Here is a 15,297-nt window from a genome sequence, read left to right as displayed (position 1 = left end):
CGACGGGGCCGCGCGCGGTCAGTTCTCGTACGACAACAACCGCGGCGACGGCTGCGCGTCCAGGTCCACGTCCAGCCCTTCCAGAAACCGCGCGGTCATCATGTAGAAGCCGGTCAGCAGGATCAGTTCGGCGACGCCGCGTTCGCCAAGCAGGGCCAGGGCGCGCTTGAAGCTCGGGTCGGCGATGCGCGGATGAGCCACGCATTCGTCGACCAGACGCAGCACGATCGCATCCGGTGCGGCCAGGCGCTGCCAGTGGCCGCTCTCGATCGCCTCGATGTCGGCCTCGCTCCAGCCGGCGTTCAAGGCCGGCTGCAGATGCTGCATGCGCTGATAGGCGCAACCGCTGAGCTTGGCCACGCGCAGGATCGCCAGTTCGTAGTGCCGCACCGACAGGCTGGTGCGGCGCAGGGCGAAGCCCAGGTCGAGGAAGGCCTCGGCGCAGCCGCCGGTGGCGAGCAGGGCGCGGGTCAGGTTGGCGGGAAGGCGCGCGTATTGCGTGGCTTCGGCGTCGCTCATCGCCGAAGTCTCCTTGAGCGGCAGTCTGGCCATGCGTTGTTCCCCCCTGGAAGGTCCGCCCGGCCATCGTCGCGGCCGCGGACCGGCGCGTCTGCGACGGCCACCGCAGACGCGAGGGCCGGATGCGCGGTTTGCGAGCCGGGTCCGGATCCTCGCCGGACGCCGGCCGCGCCCGGGCGGCCTCGGCCGGCGGCTGCGTCTTAGCCGGCGAGACCCAGGCCGGCTAGGGTCCGCCGCATGGACACGACCCCGACCCCGCACGACCTGCCCACCGGCTTCCACTGGGAAGCCCCGTTTTCCGGCTCGATCTTCCCCTCGCACCTGGTCGCGGTGCCCGACGAGGATGCCGAAGCCTGGCTGGCCACCGTCACGCCGCCGCGCGAGGGCCATTGCGCGGTGGCGACGATCCGCCGCCACCTCGGCGTGCGCGAGCACGTCAGCCGCCCGTTCCGCACCGAGGCCGCCGCGGCCAACTGGGTGGCGCGCTGGCTCAGCGCGCAGGGCGAATCGGTGCGGGCGGAGCTGGCGGCCTGCGCCTGAGCGGCCCGACTCGGATCGGACCGATCGCTCGCGACCGGCCGCGCGGCCGGCGCATGCGCAACGCGTCGCAGCGTCGGCTCAGCTCTTGGCCCGCTGCAGCGCGAACGCCATCAGTTCGGTCAGCGCTTCGCCGCTGCGTTGGCCGGGGTCGATCACCGAAGCCCAGCCGTTCGCGCCATAAGCCGGATGCGGAAACAGGCGGTCGGCTTCGGTGAAGTCGAAGCGGTCGCGGTGCGCGGCGAACTCGCGCGGAGCGAAGCCGAACAACTGGCCGAAGCGGTCCTTGCCCAGATCGAGGTTGAGCCGGAAGCGGCCGCCGCGATCGAGTTGCGAGGCGTCGTCGAAACCGGGGTAGTCCTTGGTGACGATGGTGGCGAACGGCATCTTCTTCGTTTCGCCCTGGCCGTCGACGACGAAGCAGAAGGTATCGCCCCAGGCCAGCTGCGGGCTGCCGTCTTCGGCACAGGCGATCTGGATGCGCACCGCCGGGTCGGCGGCGAAGTACTGGCGGATCTGGTCTTGAGTCATGGCGGTCTTGGGTCGTGGCGACGAAGCCGCAACGCTGCGGCCGGCCGGATGAACGGCGCAAGCGCGAACGGGCGCAGGTCGACGCGACCGCGTCTTCGCGAGCGAATGGGTCGACCACCCTATGCGAACCCGTCGCGGCTTGCACACCGCATACGGCGTGGCGGCGGCACGGCTGCGCGCGTCGATCGTCCGCGTCGTCGCTCCCGTCGTTTCGCAAGGCAAAGCAGGCCGGCGCGCTGCGGTCGACGCCGGGCAGCCGGCGAGCATGGGCCGCCCGTCGCTGACTCGGGGCGATCGCCGGGAACGGCCGACGTCGCGTCGGGCGGGCGGTCAGCGGCGGCGAAGCGGGCCGGCTAGAGCCGCCAAACTTGGCATGATTTTTGTGACGCAGTTCACTGTACACCAACGTACAGAGGGGGCGCCCCATGCTTCGTAACACACTCCACTCGTTCAGCCCGTGGCTGCAGGACAACACCGCCATCGTTACGGACGTCCCGGCCGAGCCCCAAGCCGCGTCCAGCAAGCATCTGGTCATGCTGACTGCGCGCGCCGGCAGCTTCCGCTCCCTCGCCGACGTGGTCGACCGCGCCCGGCGCCTCGCCGACCGTTGTGCCGATATCCGCAACCTGAAAGTCGTCCATCAGGCGGCCAAGGTGGTGACGGTGTGCTTCGATACCGACAACCCGTCCTGGCCATACCGTTTGGGGCCGGAATTGCGCGCCATGGGCCTGGTGCTGGTGTATTCCGAGCTTATGGATTGGATCGCGTAACCGATCCGTGTCGCGGCAGCGTTCAGTTCTAGTGTCAGGAACTGACCTGCCGCGACAGCCCGGTCGCAGTTAGGTCAAGTGTGCTTTTTGCCGTTGTCCGCGGCGCGGTAAACCGCCGCCTCGCCCAATCCGATCCGCCCGATCCAATCCGCGCGGTTCGATCGCGGCGACTTCAGTCCTCGTCCGACGGCACCGTGTCGTCCGGCCAATCGACCATCGAACGGATCTCGCCGCGTTGCCACTGCGCCCAGCGCTGCGCATAGCGTGGCGCGATGCGGTCGTAGTTGTCCCAGCCGTCCTCGGTCATCGCCTCGCCGGCCTTGCGCCAATGATTGGTGTCGCCGAAGGTTTCGCCGGCGTCGAACAAGGCGCAGGCCTGGTCCGGTTTCATCAGCCGGTTCATGTAGGCATGGCAGAACGCGGCATGGTCCGCGCCGACGTCGCCTTCCCACAACAGACCGCCGAGGTCTTCGATCAGAAAGCCCAACGGGGTGGTCTGTCGCTGTCGCAGCGCGTCCAGCCGAGCGGAGTCGAGCCGGTCCGGCCGCAGCACGCCGTTCAAGGCGGCCCAGGCGGCGAAGAATCCGTCCTCGACCGATTGCTCGGGCTTGCCGTCCGGATACACGGTGGCATAGGCGCCTTCTTCGGCGACGCGCAGCAGCAGGCACTTGGGCCGCCCGTTCGAACCGAGCATGGCCTTGGCCGCCAGGCCTTCGCGCGGCGCCGGCAAGACGTAGCGCACCTCCTGGATCGCGCCCTCGACGCGGCGGCGGAAGTTCGCGCCCAGTGCTGCCTCGTCCATCGTCCAGTCGAACCCGGCCGGCAGCGAGCCGCGGTAGTTGGGATACACGAACGCGTGCGAGACCCAGGTGACCCAGCGCCGGCCGTCCTTGCGCGGCGGGAAATAACCGCGGTTGTCGATCTGCGTCGCGGTGCCGACCTCGATCCCGAGCTTGCCGCTGCCGAGGTGGCCGCCGCCGTTCGGCGTCGCATGCTTGAACGGTTTGCCGCCCAGGGCCTGGGCCAGCGCCTGCGCGGCATCGGTCTCGATGCGCTGGCCGAGCGCGTCGAGCAGCAAGGGGGTGAGGTCGGTTGCGGTCATGGCGTGTCCCTGGCGTGGGCGGGCATCGTCTGCGCGAGCCGTCTTCCCGTGCGGCCGCCGATTGTGAGGCTTGCGGCGTCCTACGCCTACGGCAGGCGATGAAGCCGGCGATCGACACAGCGCAGGAGAGCATGGCGGGAAGCGGGGCGCGTTCGCGTGCGACGAGCGCGCAGCCGGAAGCGGCTGGTCGGAAAACTCAGACGGTTCTCGCGATCGCGGCCACGGTCTGTTCCTGGTGATGTTGTTCCTGGGCCGCGGCCTGCTGCCGGTCGGCGGCGGCCAGGCGCTGGAACGACGCTTCGACCGGAACCTGGGCCGCGAGCTCGGTGTCGACCTGCGCCCGCCGATGCGCCGGGTCGTGCGGCTCGCCCTGCACCGCGAACACGTCCGTACCCGCGCCCTGGCGGCGGCCGGCGACGACATGGTCGACCCGGCTCAGCCCGTGCTCGCGCGCGTTGGCGAGCAGGGCCGCGCTGGTGCGTTCGCCGGCCTGGTCGAACGGCCGGCCCTGTTCGGCGAAGATCCGCTCCACGCCGAGTCGGATCGCGCCGTGCATCGCGTGCTGCGGATGGTCGGGATGGCGCGGATCGAACGGCCGCGCTTCGCCGGCCGGCGGCGCGCCTTGGGCATCCTTGAACGGGCTGTCGGGAGATTTCTCGGGAGCGTGCCGCAGGATTTCCTCGGCGACGCCTCTCGGCCCCCTCAGCACCGCACCGCCGATCGACATGCCTTCGCGCAGGGTCCATACGTCGCTGCGGAACTTGTCGATCATGTCGTGGAAACGGTGGGCGTTGACCCGGGTTTCCGGGTCGCGCAGTACGGACACGTCGGGTTGCCGGTCGCCGTCGCTGTCGCGGAAATGGTGCAGGCTGTGGGACAGGGCGCCGGCCCCGGCGGCAAAGGGAAAGTTGCGCGGGTCGGCGTAGCGGCTGTCGTTGTTGCCGTAACCGGCTAGCGACAAGGTGTTTACGTCGTGGCGGCTGGCATAGACGCGCACCTCGCCGAAGTGGCGGCTGGCGGAACTGACGAAGTCCGCGGCCATCACATGGTTGACCACCTGACGGCCGCCCTCGGGAATGCGCAGGTTGAGATCCGCCGCGCCGAACGCGTTGAAGGTCTCCCCATACAGGCCGAGCTTGGCCGCGCTGATCTGGGTCAGGCAGCCGCCCAGCGAGTGCCCGGTCACGCTGACCGGAACCCCCAGCTCTTCGGCGCGCTGCATGGCCCGACGGGTGAAGGCGATGGCGTCGGCCGCCTGCTGGTTGGCGCGCCGGGCGACCATGCCGCCGTCCGCGCGGGTCACGTCGTCGAGCGGTTCGCCGAAGAACTCGGTGCCGCGGTGGGCTACCACTATTTCCTTGGTATCCGAGCGCTGAAACATGACGCCTTGATAGCCGGACAATTTGTTGTCGGCGATTTCTAGAATGTCGTACCTAACGCCGCCAATGCGCACATAGTGGTCTCCATTGGGCAAGGGGGCGGGCGGCTCGTAAGCGATATCACTAAGCTCCGCATAATGGAGGCTGCTGATAGTCACTGGACTGATTCCTGGGACTGCAATGTGATCTTGAAAAGCGTTCCTGCATCGGTTCCGTAGCGGCTGGCCGCATGTTGTTCTTCAATTGCCTCTTCCGTTTCATCGTACGCACCCGGAACTTTTCCGTAGAGACTTCCGCGGGCATATAGAACTACCGGCTGCTGACCTAAGAGCTGCTCTTGATCCAAAAAAGCGACGAATTCCCGCTCATTCGTAGCGTTTCTCGCTTTGAGACGGATGCTAACGCCCTCCACGACCCAGGTGCAGACGCCCTTGCCGAAGTAGTCTTTAGGACGCATCGCATCCAGGTAGATATCGAATTCGAATCTGTCTCCTGGCAACTTTCGAACCTGCGCAGAGGTCCCCGCCCGAGACGGTGTCGGGAAAGTGCCGGATATCGGTTCGGCCGACGGCATGCAGGTCTGTGTCGGACCAATCACATACTGCGCGCCCGCTGTAGCGACTTCGAACGGCCCCGGGGCTCCGTCTACCGTCGCCGTCACGACATACTTCTGCCGCGGCTCCGGATTGCGCTCGTACTTCGGATCCAGAACCGCATTCGAGCAAGCGCTCAGCGCAGCCAGGATGCAGACGGCAACAAGGAGGGGCGGGGTCGCTTTCATCTCAGACTCTTGCTCGGTGGCAGCGCGCTCGCGCGCCGGTGCGCGCGATTCGCGCGGGGGGGGGCTGGATTCGAGACGGCTACTTTAAGCTCCAGCATATCGACAGCGATCCGCCGCAGGTCCCGCCTTGGGTCGCACGAGCTTCGACATCGGCACCGGTCGTGACCGAGCGTGCTGTCACGATCGCGCGGCTGCGCTGGCGGCGGAATCCAGTATCCGCAGCGCGGTCGATGACGTCTGTAGGGAAAGTCTGATTCGCCTTGGACATATGTCCAGGCAGTGGTCACTAATGACCACTTTGATCGACAAGACGGTCCGACGCGGATGCCGGCCCCGAGTTGAGGCCAGCGATCGAGATGCGCGGAAATCTTGCGGGTGGGGGCGGAACGCCGCCGGTCGCGCTTCGCTTCGACGCGCGATCGCGACAACTCCTGCCGGTCAGCTGCTGCCGGCCTGCTATTGTCGGGCCCGGGCGACATCGGCCGAGCGCGGCGGTCAGGGCGACGACGCTGCGGACTCCAGCGAAGCGTCGTCTGTTTGCGGCGCCGCCGCCGAATCGCCGCTGCGGTTCGCCGAGGACCGGGAGCGGCTGTTGGACCGAGATCCGGTCAATCGCGTTCGCCGCTGGCGGCCTCGGCGTCGACCAGGGTGTATCCGTCCCATCGGATCTTGCTCGATCGCATGACCGGGCTGTCCGATTCCTGCACGGTGCGTTCGTCGTAGGCGACCCAGAACGCCGCCGGACTTCCCGGTTCGGCTTCCACCGACCGAACCTTGATCCGGTCACCGACGAACACCGCGTTGGTGCCCAGATATCCCTGTGGTGTACTGAGCGCCGCCGCCGCGTAGTAGAAAGTTCCGCTACCGCCGTTGTCCTGGGTCAGGAGAAAAACGGTGTCGTTGCGATGATCGCCGTTGAGATCGGTCTTCAGTTCGCGACCTGCGTAGCGCGTGATGCTGGTGGACGCCGATCCGGGAACGATGACCTCTTCGTTGAATCCGTCGACCAGCCTCACTGGCTTGCCTTCGATGGTGTAGGTCGCGTTCTTCGGGTCCGCCGCCAGCGTCGCGTGTTTGGTATTGGGCGGCAGCGCGGTGGTTGGCCGGGATGCGGCGGGCTGGCCGGGCCCGCAGGCGGTCAAGCTGGCCAAGAGCAGGAGCGGGGCTGCGGGAAGCGTGGGCGATTTCATGTTTCTGTCGGCGGTCCTGGCGAGGGGGATGGAAGAGGTCGGTGCGGGCGGCGGCGTTGGTTTGCGTATCCGTTCCCGGCCCGAACGGGCAACCCCGGCGAAGGGGTTGCCCGTGCAGTCGGCTACGGGCGAGGCCGCCGTGGCCGGGTCGTGCAATTACAGCGCTCGCAGCGCCGGCCGTTCGCGCGGGAAGGCGTTGCACCAATGCGTCGGGTCCGACGGCACCGCGCCCCAGGTGGCGTCGTAGACGGGGCTGCCGCAGGTCAAGAGGCTGCCGTTCGCGTTGGCTTCCGCCGCCAACTGGAGCAGGTAGGCCCGATCCGTGCGGTCGAGTTGGCGACAGCCGGTCGCGTTGCCGCGGGGAGTGACGCATTGCGCCTGCCCGGCCTGGCTAAGCGTCACCAGTGTATTGCGGTAGAGGTACCAGCCTTGGCGGGGCGCCACGGCGTCGACCACGGCTTGGGCGTTGAGGATGCCCGCGCCGACCGCTTGATCCTGTGGCGCCGCGAACGGCGTCGCGTTGGCGGTGATCAGCGCTTCCATCTGCGCCGGCGTCTGCGGAACGGCGGCGACGGATTGGGCCAGGGCGACGACGCCGGCGACGTGGGGGGCGGCCATCGATGTTCCGCTCATGGCGGAATAGGCCGCGGCGCCGGGTACCGTACGGCCGCTGTTGTAGGTCGAGATGACGTCGCCGCCGGGCGCAGCGATGTCGATGCCGGCGCCGAAGTTGCTGAACCACGAGGCGTTGCCGTCGCTGTCGGTGGAAGCCACGGCGATGACATTCGCGCAACTGGCCGGCTGGAAGTCGGCGACGTCCATGGAGTAGTTGCCGGCCGCCGCGACGACCGTGGTGCCGCGAGCGACCGCCGCGTCGATCGCGTCCTGGTAGACGCGCGAGCAGCCGCCGCCTCCGCCCAGGCTCATATTGATCACCTCGGCCGGGTTGGCGTTGGCCGGTATCCCCGCGACCGCGCCTCCGGACGCCCAGGCGATCGCGTCGGCGATGTCCGCGAGGGTGCCGCCGCATTTGGCCAGAACGCGGACCGGAACGATGCTTGCGTTGAACGCGGTGCCGGCCACGCCGACGGCGTTGTTGGTGCTTGCGGCGACGGTGCCGGCGACGTGGGTTCCATGCCAGCTCGAATTGCGGGCGCGCGCATCGTAGCCGGGTTGGTCGCATTCGAATTCGTCGTTCCAGTCGCCTTGGTCGGCGGGGTCGTCGTCGCGCCCGTCGCCGTCGCGCGCGTTGGCGGCATCGCTGACGAAGTCGTAGCCGGGCAGGACATTGGGGTTGAGGTCCGCATGGTCGGTGATGCCGGTGTCCAGTACAGCGACCACCACGCCTCGGCCGGTGGCGCGGTCCCATGCGCGTTCGGCGCGGATGCCGTTGGCCCCGGAGAATGCCCATTGGCGTGCGTAGTGCGTGTCGTTCGGAGTCAGCACCGGGTACATGCGGGTGTTGAGTTGCACGTACTCCACGTCGGGATCGGCGGCGATCTTGCGCATGAGCGCTTCCGCCTGGGCCGGATTGAGCTTGCGCGAGGCTCTGAACCAGTCGGCGCCGATCGCCAGCCGGCGGGCGTGGTTCAGCGCCAACGCCTGGGGCCCGATCGCGCCCTGGCCCGCTTGAGCCAGCATGCTCCTGGCCTCTGCGACATTGGCGCGCTCGGGGCTGCCCGTCCGGTATTTGACGATGAAGCCGTCGTAAGGCGTGCCGTTCTCCAGTCCGGAGGTGATCGCCTGTCCGGCGAGCGCCGAATAAGGCGCGGCCAGCAACGTGACGGCGATGAAGCTCGAAAGACGGGTACGGCCGTAGTTCCTGAAAGCAAGCATGACTTCCTCCGTTAGGGCTGTGTGTACCGCACCCTGACGGTGCCTCTCCGCAGCGACTGCGGGTATTGTCAGAATTCTTACCTCGCCGGGTCGGCACGCGGAGCAAACCGCACTTGCCGCTATGCCGCTTCAGTCGCTGGGTCCGGTTCGCGCGGAGGGCGTTCGATGCGTTCGCCCGGCCGCGACGCCGGCTGCGGCAGCAGGACGACGATGGCCGCTCGGTACCGGCGATCCGGGCACGTGCCGCCTTGCGATGGGGAACGACCGCGGTCGCGGCCGTAGCCTCGACGGGGATGGCGGCGATCCATGGCGGAGGGGGCATCGACTTCGTCTGCGGCGCCGTCGGCGCCGAGACGGAAGCGATCGCGTATCTGATCTGTTCGCGGACATGGTCGCGACAGATCGCCGGATGTGGCAACTAGGAATTGTCTTAGGTCCAAGCCGAGCGACGCGGTCGTCCTAGCGCGGGCTGCGAGTCTATTGATTCGATCAATTACACATTTAGGCAGAATTGATTGTACAAACCGTCGCGGCGACGCGATTCTGACTGCGGGAGAGCGGCATGCTCACTGGATGGACAGGGTATGCCCACGATGCAAAGCGCAACAACGCAACGATCGCTGCTGACGGCGGTGCTGGTCGCCGTTGCGATTCCGGTGTTCGCCGCGCCGCCGATGGCCGGTTCGCTGACCCGGGATAACGGCGCGCCGGTAGGCGACAATCAGAATTCGCAAACCGCCGGCGCCGATGGTCCGGTGCTGCTGCAAGACGTGCATCTGATCCAGAAGCTGCAGCGCTTCGATCGCGAACGGGTGCCCGAGCGCGTAGTGCACGCCCGGGGCGCCGGCGCTCATGGCCAGTTCGTCGCCACCGGCGAGTTGAGCCGGTACAGCCGCGCCAAGGTCTTCGCCAGCGCCGCGAAAACGCCGGTGTTCGTGCGCTTCTCGACCGTAATCCACGGCAATCATTCGCCGGAAACTCTGCGCGACCCGCGCGGCTTCGCGACCAAGTTCTATACCGGCGAGGGCAACTGGGACCTGGTCGGAAACAACCTGCCGGTGTTCTTCATCCGCGACGCGATGAAGTTTCCGGACATGGTGCACTCGCTGAAGCCTAGCCCGGACACCAACCTGCAGGATCCCAACCGGTTCTTCGACTTCTTCTCGCACGTTCCCGAGGCGACCCACATGCTGACCCGGGTCTACTCGGACTACGGCATTCCGGCGAACTACCGGCAGATGGACGGCAGCGGCGTGCATGCCTACAAGCTGGTCGACGAGAGCGGCAACTACGTCTACGCGAAGTTCCGCTGGGACAGCCGCCAGGGCGAAGCGAACCTGTCGGCGGCCGAAGCCTCCAAGGTGCAGGCCAGCGACTTCAACCACGCGTCGCGGGACCTGATCGCGGCGATCGAGCGTCGCGAATACCCGCAGTGGGACCTGTACGTCCAGATCCTCGCGCCCGACCAATTGGACGACTTCGATTTCGACCCGCTGGATCCGACCAAGGTCTGGCCCGGCGTGCCGGAGATCAAGGCCGGGACCATGACTCTGAACCGAAATCCGAACAACATCTTCCAGGAGACCGAGCAAAGCGCGTTCGCACCGGCGAACCTGGTGCCGGGCATCGAGCCTTCGGAAGACCGATTGTTGCAGGGCCGGGTGTTTTCGTACGCCGATACTCAGTTGTATCGGGTCGGCACCAATGCGATGCAGCTGCCGATCAATGCGCCGAAGAATCAGGTCGTCAGCAACAATCAGGACGGGAGCTCGAACTCGGGCGCCCGGACCGGCGCGGTCAACTACGAACCGTCCCGAGCGGCGCCGAAACCCGAACAGCCGGGCTATCGGTCCAGCGCCTTGCCGTTGCGCGGAAGCACCCAGCAGGCGCGGATCGCGAAGACGCTCAATTTCCGCCAGGCCGGCGAGTTCTACCAATCCCTGGACCAGGCCCAGCGCAACCATCTGATCGCCAACCTGGCGGGCGACCTGGGCCAGGTGCGCAACGACGAGGTCCGTTACACCATGCTCGCGCACTTCTACAAGGCCGATGCCGAGTACGGAAGCAAGATCAGCCAGGCCTTGAAGGCGGACCGCGCCAAGGTCGAGCGCATGGCCGCCGACATGAAGGACTGATTCGGCTCTGTTCCGCCCGGGGCGGCGCGAAAAGCCGCTCTCCCAATCGGTGCGCCGCTCCGGGCTCTTTCCATCCCCTCACACGAACGCGGACTTCGCGCACGGCGTTGCGCCCGCGTTCGCCGCCGAGATTCGCATGAAACTGAAAGCCACGCTGTTGACCCTGATCGCAACGATTCCCCTGGCGCCTTCGTTCGCCGATGCGAGCCAATCCGCCCAGCGTCAGGCCGTCCCCGCCGGACAGGAATCGGCGCGAGCCGGGTTGTTCGACGCCGCCCGCGCGGGAGACTTGGAGCGTCTGCGATCCGCCCTGGCCGAGGGAGCGAGTACCTCCGCTCGCGACGACCGCGGCAATACGCCGTTGATCCTGGCCGCGTACTACGGCAACGCGCAGGCGGTGGAGGCCCTGCTCGCTGCCGGCGCCGACCCCAATGTGGGCGACGGCGCCAGAGGCAATACCGCGTTGATGGGCGCGATATTCAAGGGCGACGAAGACATCGCGCGGCGGCTGATCGCGGAGCCGGGAACCGATGTGAACGCGAAGAATAAAGCCGGCCAGACCGCGGCGATGTTCGCGGCCTTGTTCGGCCGTGCGGCGATCATCGACGCTCTGGCGGCCCGCGGCGCCGATCTGCAAGCGGCGGACGCCAGCGGCAACAGTGCCGAAACCTTGGCCCGGCAACAAGGCAACGACGAACTCGCCGAGCGGATCTCCCGGCTCGCCCACGCGGGCGAACCGCGGTAGGTACCCGATGCGGGCGGGCGATCGGACCCGGGCCCGCCATCTCTTCCGGATCGTCGCCACACTGGTCACGGCGGCGGCCGGGTCGACTACGACTCACTTGTTAGGAGACAGGCAGCATGAAAGCAGCGGTTGTTCCGGTGATTGCATTGGTGGGCATCGCATGGGCGGCAGCGGTGCCAGCGTACGCGGCGGCCCCGCAGGCGGCCGCCTGCGCCAAGGTCGACGAGAGCCAGGTCGCGGCCTTGTTCGATCGATGGAACGGCTCGCTGCGTACCGGCGACCCCGACAAGGTCGTTGCGAACTACGCGCCCGACGGCGTGCTTCTGGCCACGGTTTCGAACCAGCCGCGCACGACCCCGGCGGCGATGCGCGATTACTTCGTAAAGTTCCTCAAGGACAAGCCGGTCGGGACGATCGACAGCCGCACCGTGAAGATCGGGTGCAACGTGGTCCAGGATATCGGTACCTATACCTTCCGCTTCGCCAGCGGCAAGCTCGTGCATGCCCGCTATACCTATGTGTACGAATGGGAAAACGGCAAGTGGCTGATCGCCCACCATCATTCTTCCGCGATGCCCGAACCCGTTCGCAGCGCCACGGCGGACAAGGGGGACAAGCGGAACGTTTACGACTCCGGGCGTTGACGCCGCCAACGGCCGAGCCGACGACAGGGGCGCCGACGGGCGCCCCTGTCGTCGGCAAGCCATCGTCGTCCTGGGCAGGCTGCGCCTACCCGAATCGGAGCCGGCCCAGTCGCGACGCTGCACTCGCGGCGTACGACGCTTCAACGGATCATCGGCGCAGAGCCCGTTGCAAGATCCTGCCGAATCGGCTCGGCCGCGGGCGCGCCTTGCGGGCGTTGCCGGTCGTCGGCCGCTTGCGTGGGGACGAACCGCTCGGCCTGTTGGGTGGCCACGGGACCGGCCACCATGAGCTGCGGATACTGGAACAATTTGGTCAGGGACAACGCGGCTTTGTCCTGGCGGACCGCGCATTCCTGCGCGGTCTCGCTCTCGCGCCGCTCGGCGGACACATCGGCCACCAGGCGAAACAGCCGGTACTCCCTGCTCTGCGTCGGATCCGCGTGGCGCTCCTGGGCGCCGGCCTGATGCAGACCGTAGAACGACTTGTAAAGTCCGAGCTGTACGTGCGCGGTCAGCGCCTGTTGCGCATCGGAGCCCGTGAACAGGCGATGCGGCGTGCGGTAGTGGTCGGTTTCGGTGCCGAACATGCGTTTCGCGCTGCCCGCGGCAGGATCGGAGCCGTGGTAAGTGGCCAGGCCATCGCGACCTTCCAGCCGATGCCGGGCTTCCGCCGCGGTCGGTCCGCCCGCGGGATAGACCGGGTCGCGCAGGGCGACCACAGTCAGCGGCTCCCGGGTCAGGTCCTTGAGCTTGAAGGTGAACGACTGCGCCGAGGCGGAAACGGGCGAGTCGGAGACTTCCGGCTTTTCGCGCAGATAGCGGGTGGCGGACAGCAGTTCGGCTTTCAGCTGGTCGTTGGTCCTGGGGTAGACGTTGAAGAACGCGAAGTCGTGGGTCGCCAGGTGCTGGGTGTTGGTTTCGGAGGTGTGGGTCACCTTCGCAGCGCGCCTGGCATCGCCGGTCAGCGACTGGGCGAAGCACTGGATGTCTTGCCGGTCCGAAGTCGGCAGGATCGCGCCGTTGATCCGGGTATTGCTGGCGTGGCTGGCCAAACCGTCCTCATAGCGCGCCTGAGTGCTCGCTATGGCCCTGGCGATGAGCGGGTTGTACTGACGCAACCGGTCGTCTGAGGCGAACTTCGCGCGATAAACGGAAATCTCGTCGCGGATCTCGGCCAGATTGTGCGAAGAAATGCGCTGGAGCCGTTCGACCGGGCTCAGGTCCGTGGCGTCGCGGGCGCGGTTCGCCGGATGGTCCTGCAGCATGCGGCTGGAAAGAAACGTCTCGGCGACGGCGGAAACATCGGGCCGCGGGGCGTAGGAGGAGTACAGAACGGACTCCACCTGGTCGCGACTGAGTTTGGCGTTGGCCGCCGCGCCGTCCGGGAACCGGGATGCGTTGAAGATGCCCTTGGCCAACTCCATGGCCGCGCCGGGCGGCGCCGACGAGCGTTCGGATCTGGATGCGACCATCTCGCACAGCCGATCCGACAAGCGGTTGCAAACATCGGCGTCGCGGCCATCGGCACCGGGGCGGCCGGACAGCGGCGGGTAGTTGCGTCCTGGCTTGAGTTCCTTGTCCTTGCCCGCCAATGCGGAAAACAGCGGCGGGTCGGCCTGCTTGAGGTACTTGCCGATCTCGCCGGCGAGCTTCTTGTCCTTGTCGGAGAAATACAGCCCGGACGATTCGTTCATGACGATCCGGAGCTTGCTGTCGATAGTCACGGCTGTTCGTTCCTGATTCGAGCGCGCCCCGCAGGTCGCGGCGGAGCTCTGCGCGAGCGGCTCCGCCCGAGTGCGGGCGTTGTGCTGGGGCATCGCGGCGGTTGGGCCGCGTCGCCAGGGAGGCGAAAGGGGAGAGGACCGGCGTCGCCCGGCCTCTCCCTCGGACTAGCGCCGTCAGTGCCTGCGCGGCGCCGGGGCCGCCGGCGCCCCCGCTTGAGGCTGGTCGAACATCTGGCGCAGGGAGGCGACGGACGACGGTTCCGCGGGAGTTTCCGTCTTCGCCCGTTCGGCCGGCGCCGCAATGGCACTGGCGGATTGGATCGCCGGCAGGCCGAGCGGCGACTGCAGCAACGCGTACTTCTGGGTGGGATCCCCTTGTTGGCCCTGTACGGCGAACAAGCCGCCGTTCTTGCCCGGCGCGACCGCGTCGATGCGGTCCAACGCTGGCGTCGCCGATCGCGCCGAGTCGACCAGCGCCGCAGCGTTATGGACCTTGTCCGCGGCCGCGATGCCTGCGGTCGCCGGATGCCGATCCAGGCTGGCCAGGGCCTGACGGTACATCGCGTTCGCGTGGTCCGCAGGATCGGCATAGGGATGCTGATGGCCGGCCGCGGTCGCAGCGGCGGGCGCTTTCGAACTGTGAGATGCGCTGCTGGACGGGAGCTGTGGCTTGGGCGCGGCGGCATCGGCAAGCGACAGGCTGGATTCGGTTCGACCCGGCATGGCTTTCCACGCGCCGTCCTGGCTGCGCGATTGGCCGATCCACTCCTTCGGGATGCCGGTAAGAAACGCCACTTCTCCTTCGCCGTTGGGATTGGAGACGGCCACGATCCTGGCATCGGCGATGGACGCGGTGTCGGTCAGCAGCACCGGCCGGCTCGAGCCGATTCCGGTGCGGGGGTCGGGTGCGGGATGCACGTCGCCGAGGGCGTGGATCTCCCTCGGCGTCGAAACGATCTGGTTCTTGCGCGACGAGTTGATGTCCCACGCGTACATCCGGTCGAGCGGGACGTCGATCCGATACAGATTCCCGGCCAGGTCGGCATAGCCGCCCGCACCGGCATCGGGAGAGGTGGACACGTGCATGGTCGTACCGCTCTTCTCCCGGCGTATCTCGGCGTACAGGGCCGGCAAGCCCACCAACGCCGGTTGTTTCTGCGCCGATCCGGATCCGTTGAAGTATTCGTAGATGGTGCTGCCGCGTACTTCGGGAAGATTCAGCGGTGCGTTGGGGTCGACCGCCGAGCGGACGATCAGTTGCCGGGCGACCTCGGCATCGAGCGGAACCCGCGCCTGGAATCCGGTCGAGGCGATTTGTTCCGGGCTTCGGTTGTCCGCTCGGAAGACGGTGAACGACATGGGGGAGGCTCCTGGCTGAGGTTGGTTGATAGAGGCGGGTCTGAT

The 15,297-nt window shown here is 67.4% G+C and carries 14 protein-coding genes; 5 read left to right on the top strand and 9 right to left on the bottom strand.

Going from position 1 to position 15,297, the window contains the following annotated elements; genetic code table 11:
* Positions 1-18: 18 nt before the first annotated feature.
* On the bottom strand, positions 19-552 hold the full coding sequence (locus K4L06_RS06240; protein WP_221670580.1) for a carboxymuconolactone decarboxylase family protein: 534 nt from the start codon (positions 550-552) through the stop codon (positions 19-21).
* 204 nt (positions 553-756) lie between these two features.
* Between K4L06_RS06240 and K4L06_RS06235 the strand changes: the two genes are divergently transcribed.
* Complete coding sequence (locus tag K4L06_RS06235) at positions 757-1,059, top strand: hypothetical protein (RefSeq protein WP_221670579.1); 303 nt, start codon at positions 757-759, stop codon at positions 1,057-1,059.
* Between the two features lie 78 nt (positions 1,060-1,137).
* Here the strand turns inward: K4L06_RS06235 and K4L06_RS06230 are convergent, their stop codons facing one another.
* Complete coding sequence (locus K4L06_RS06230) at positions 1,138-1,587, bottom strand: DUF6194 family protein (protein WP_221670578.1); 450 nt, start codon at positions 1,585-1,587, stop codon at positions 1,138-1,140.
* 425 nt (positions 1,588-2,012) lie between these two features.
* Between K4L06_RS06230 and K4L06_RS06225 the strand changes: the two genes are divergently transcribed.
* On the top strand, positions 2,013-2,357 hold the full coding sequence (locus K4L06_RS06225; RefSeq protein ID WP_221670577.1) for a hypothetical protein: 345 nt from the start codon (positions 2,013-2,015) through the stop codon (positions 2,355-2,357).
* Positions 2,358-2,529: 172 nt separating this feature from the next.
* On the opposite strand, the gene K4L06_RS06220 is transcribed toward K4L06_RS06225, so the two are convergent.
* The 5 genes from K4L06_RS06220 to K4L06_RS06200 all read right to left on the bottom strand — a co-directional run bounded on the left by K4L06_RS06220 (position 2,530) and on the right by K4L06_RS06200 (position 8,645).
* Entirely contained in the window at positions 2,530-3,459 is a 930-nt protein-coding gene (locus K4L06_RS06220; protein ID WP_221670576.1) for a hypothetical protein, read from the bottom strand.
* A gap of 196 nt (positions 3,460-3,655) precedes the next feature.
* Positions 3,656-4,840: an XVIPCD domain-containing protein gene (locus K4L06_RS06215; protein WP_221670575.1), complete on the bottom strand. Its 1,185-nt coding sequence runs from the start codon at positions 4,838-4,840 to the stop codon at positions 3,656-3,658.
* Positions 4,841-4,992: 152 nt separating this feature from the next.
* Positions 4,993-5,619, bottom strand: coding sequence for a hypothetical protein (locus tag K4L06_RS06210; protein ID WP_221670574.1), 627 nt, complete (start codon positions 5,617-5,619; stop codon positions 4,993-4,995).
* A 608-nt stretch (positions 5,620-6,227) separates the two neighbouring features.
* Complete coding sequence (locus K4L06_RS06205; protein WP_221670573.1) at positions 6,228-6,809, bottom strand: hypothetical protein; 582 nt, start codon at positions 6,807-6,809, stop codon at positions 6,228-6,230.
* Between the two features lie 156 nt (positions 6,810-6,965).
* Positions 6,966-8,645 (bottom strand): S8 family peptidase, encoded by a 1,680-nt coding sequence (locus K4L06_RS06200; RefSeq protein WP_221670572.1) that lies wholly within the window; start codon positions 8,643-8,645, stop codon positions 6,966-6,968.
* A 632-nt stretch (positions 8,646-9,277) separates the two neighbouring features.
* Here K4L06_RS06200 and K4L06_RS06195 point away from each other — a divergent pair.
* From K4L06_RS06195 to K4L06_RS06185, 3 genes are all read left to right on the top strand, one after another.
* Positions 9,278-10,780, top strand: coding sequence for a catalase (locus tag K4L06_RS06195; protein ID WP_343225810.1), 1,503 nt, complete (start codon positions 9,278-9,280; stop codon positions 10,778-10,780).
* 136 nt (positions 10,781-10,916) lie between these two features.
* The gene (locus tag K4L06_RS06190) at positions 10,917-11,525 is read left to right on the top strand and encodes an ankyrin repeat domain-containing protein (protein WP_221670571.1); all 609 of its coding nucleotides are present in this window, start codon (positions 10,917-10,919) and stop codon (positions 11,523-11,525) included.
* A gap of 116 nt (positions 11,526-11,641) precedes the next feature.
* Entirely contained in the window at positions 11,642-12,169 is a 528-nt protein-coding gene (locus K4L06_RS06185; protein ID WP_221670570.1) for an SgcJ/EcaC family oxidoreductase, read from the top strand.
* Positions 12,170-12,309: 140 nt separating this feature from the next.
* On the opposite strand, the gene K4L06_RS06180 is transcribed toward K4L06_RS06185, so the two are convergent.
* Positions 12,310-13,893 (bottom strand): hypothetical protein, encoded by a 1,584-nt coding sequence (locus K4L06_RS06180; RefSeq protein WP_221670569.1) that lies wholly within the window; start codon positions 13,891-13,893, stop codon positions 12,310-12,312.
* 174 nt (positions 13,894-14,067) lie between these two features.
* Complete coding sequence (locus K4L06_RS06175; protein WP_221670568.1) at positions 14,068-15,252, bottom strand: XVIPCD domain-containing protein; 1,185 nt, start codon at positions 15,250-15,252, stop codon at positions 14,068-14,070.
* Between the last annotated feature and the right edge of the window lie 45 nt (positions 15,253-15,297).

Origin of the sequence: Lysobacter sp. BMK333-48F3, from assembly GCF_019733395.1 — a bacterium.
In the GTDB taxonomy this organism is placed as follows: Bacteria; Pseudomonadota; Gammaproteobacteria; order Xanthomonadales; family Xanthomonadaceae; genus Lysobacter.
The sequence above is the reverse complement of the archived record's forward strand: the minus strand, read 5'-3'. Positions and strand labels throughout refer to the sequence as shown.

Coding starts and splice junctions, on each gene's coding strand:
- K4L06_RS06240 (WP_221670580.1), bottom strand. CDS start 552: ATGGCCAGACTGCCGCTCAAGGAGACTTCGGCGATGAGCGACGCCGAA.
- K4L06_RS06235 (WP_221670579.1), top strand. CDS start 757: ATGGACACGACCCCGACCCCGCACGACCTGCCCACCGGCTTCCACTGG.
- K4L06_RS06230 (WP_221670578.1), bottom strand. CDS start 1,587: ATGACTCAAGACCAGATCCGCCAGTACTTCGCCGCCGACCCGGCGGTG.
- K4L06_RS06225 (WP_221670577.1), top strand. CDS start 2,013: ATGCTTCGTAACACACTCCACTCGTTCAGCCCGTGGCTGCAGGACAAC.
- K4L06_RS06220 (WP_221670576.1), bottom strand. CDS start 3,459: ATGACCGCAACCGACCTCACCCCCTTGCTGCTCGACGCGCTCGGCCAG.
- K4L06_RS06215 (WP_221670575.1), bottom strand. CDS start 4,840: ATGTTTCAGCGCTCGGATACCAAGGAAATAGTGGTAGCCCACCGCGGC.
- K4L06_RS06210 (WP_221670574.1), bottom strand. CDS start 5,619: ATGAAAGCGACCCCGCCCCTCCTTGTTGCCGTCTGCATCCTGGCTGCG.
- K4L06_RS06205 (WP_221670573.1), bottom strand. CDS start 6,809: ATGAAATCGCCCACGCTTCCCGCAGCCCCGCTCCTGCTCTTGGCCAGC.
- K4L06_RS06200 (WP_221670572.1), bottom strand. CDS start 8,645: ATGCTTGCTTTCAGGAACTACGGCCGTACCCGTCTTTCGAGCTTCATC.
- K4L06_RS06190 (WP_221670571.1), top strand. CDS start 10,917: ATGAAACTGAAAGCCACGCTGTTGACCCTGATCGCAACGATTCCCCTG.
- K4L06_RS06185 (WP_221670570.1), top strand. CDS start 11,642: ATGAAAGCAGCGGTTGTTCCGGTGATTGCATTGGTGGGCATCGCATGG.
- K4L06_RS06175 (WP_221670568.1), bottom strand. CDS start 15,252: ATGTCGTTCACCGTCTTCCGAGCGGACAACCGAAGCCCGGAACAAATC.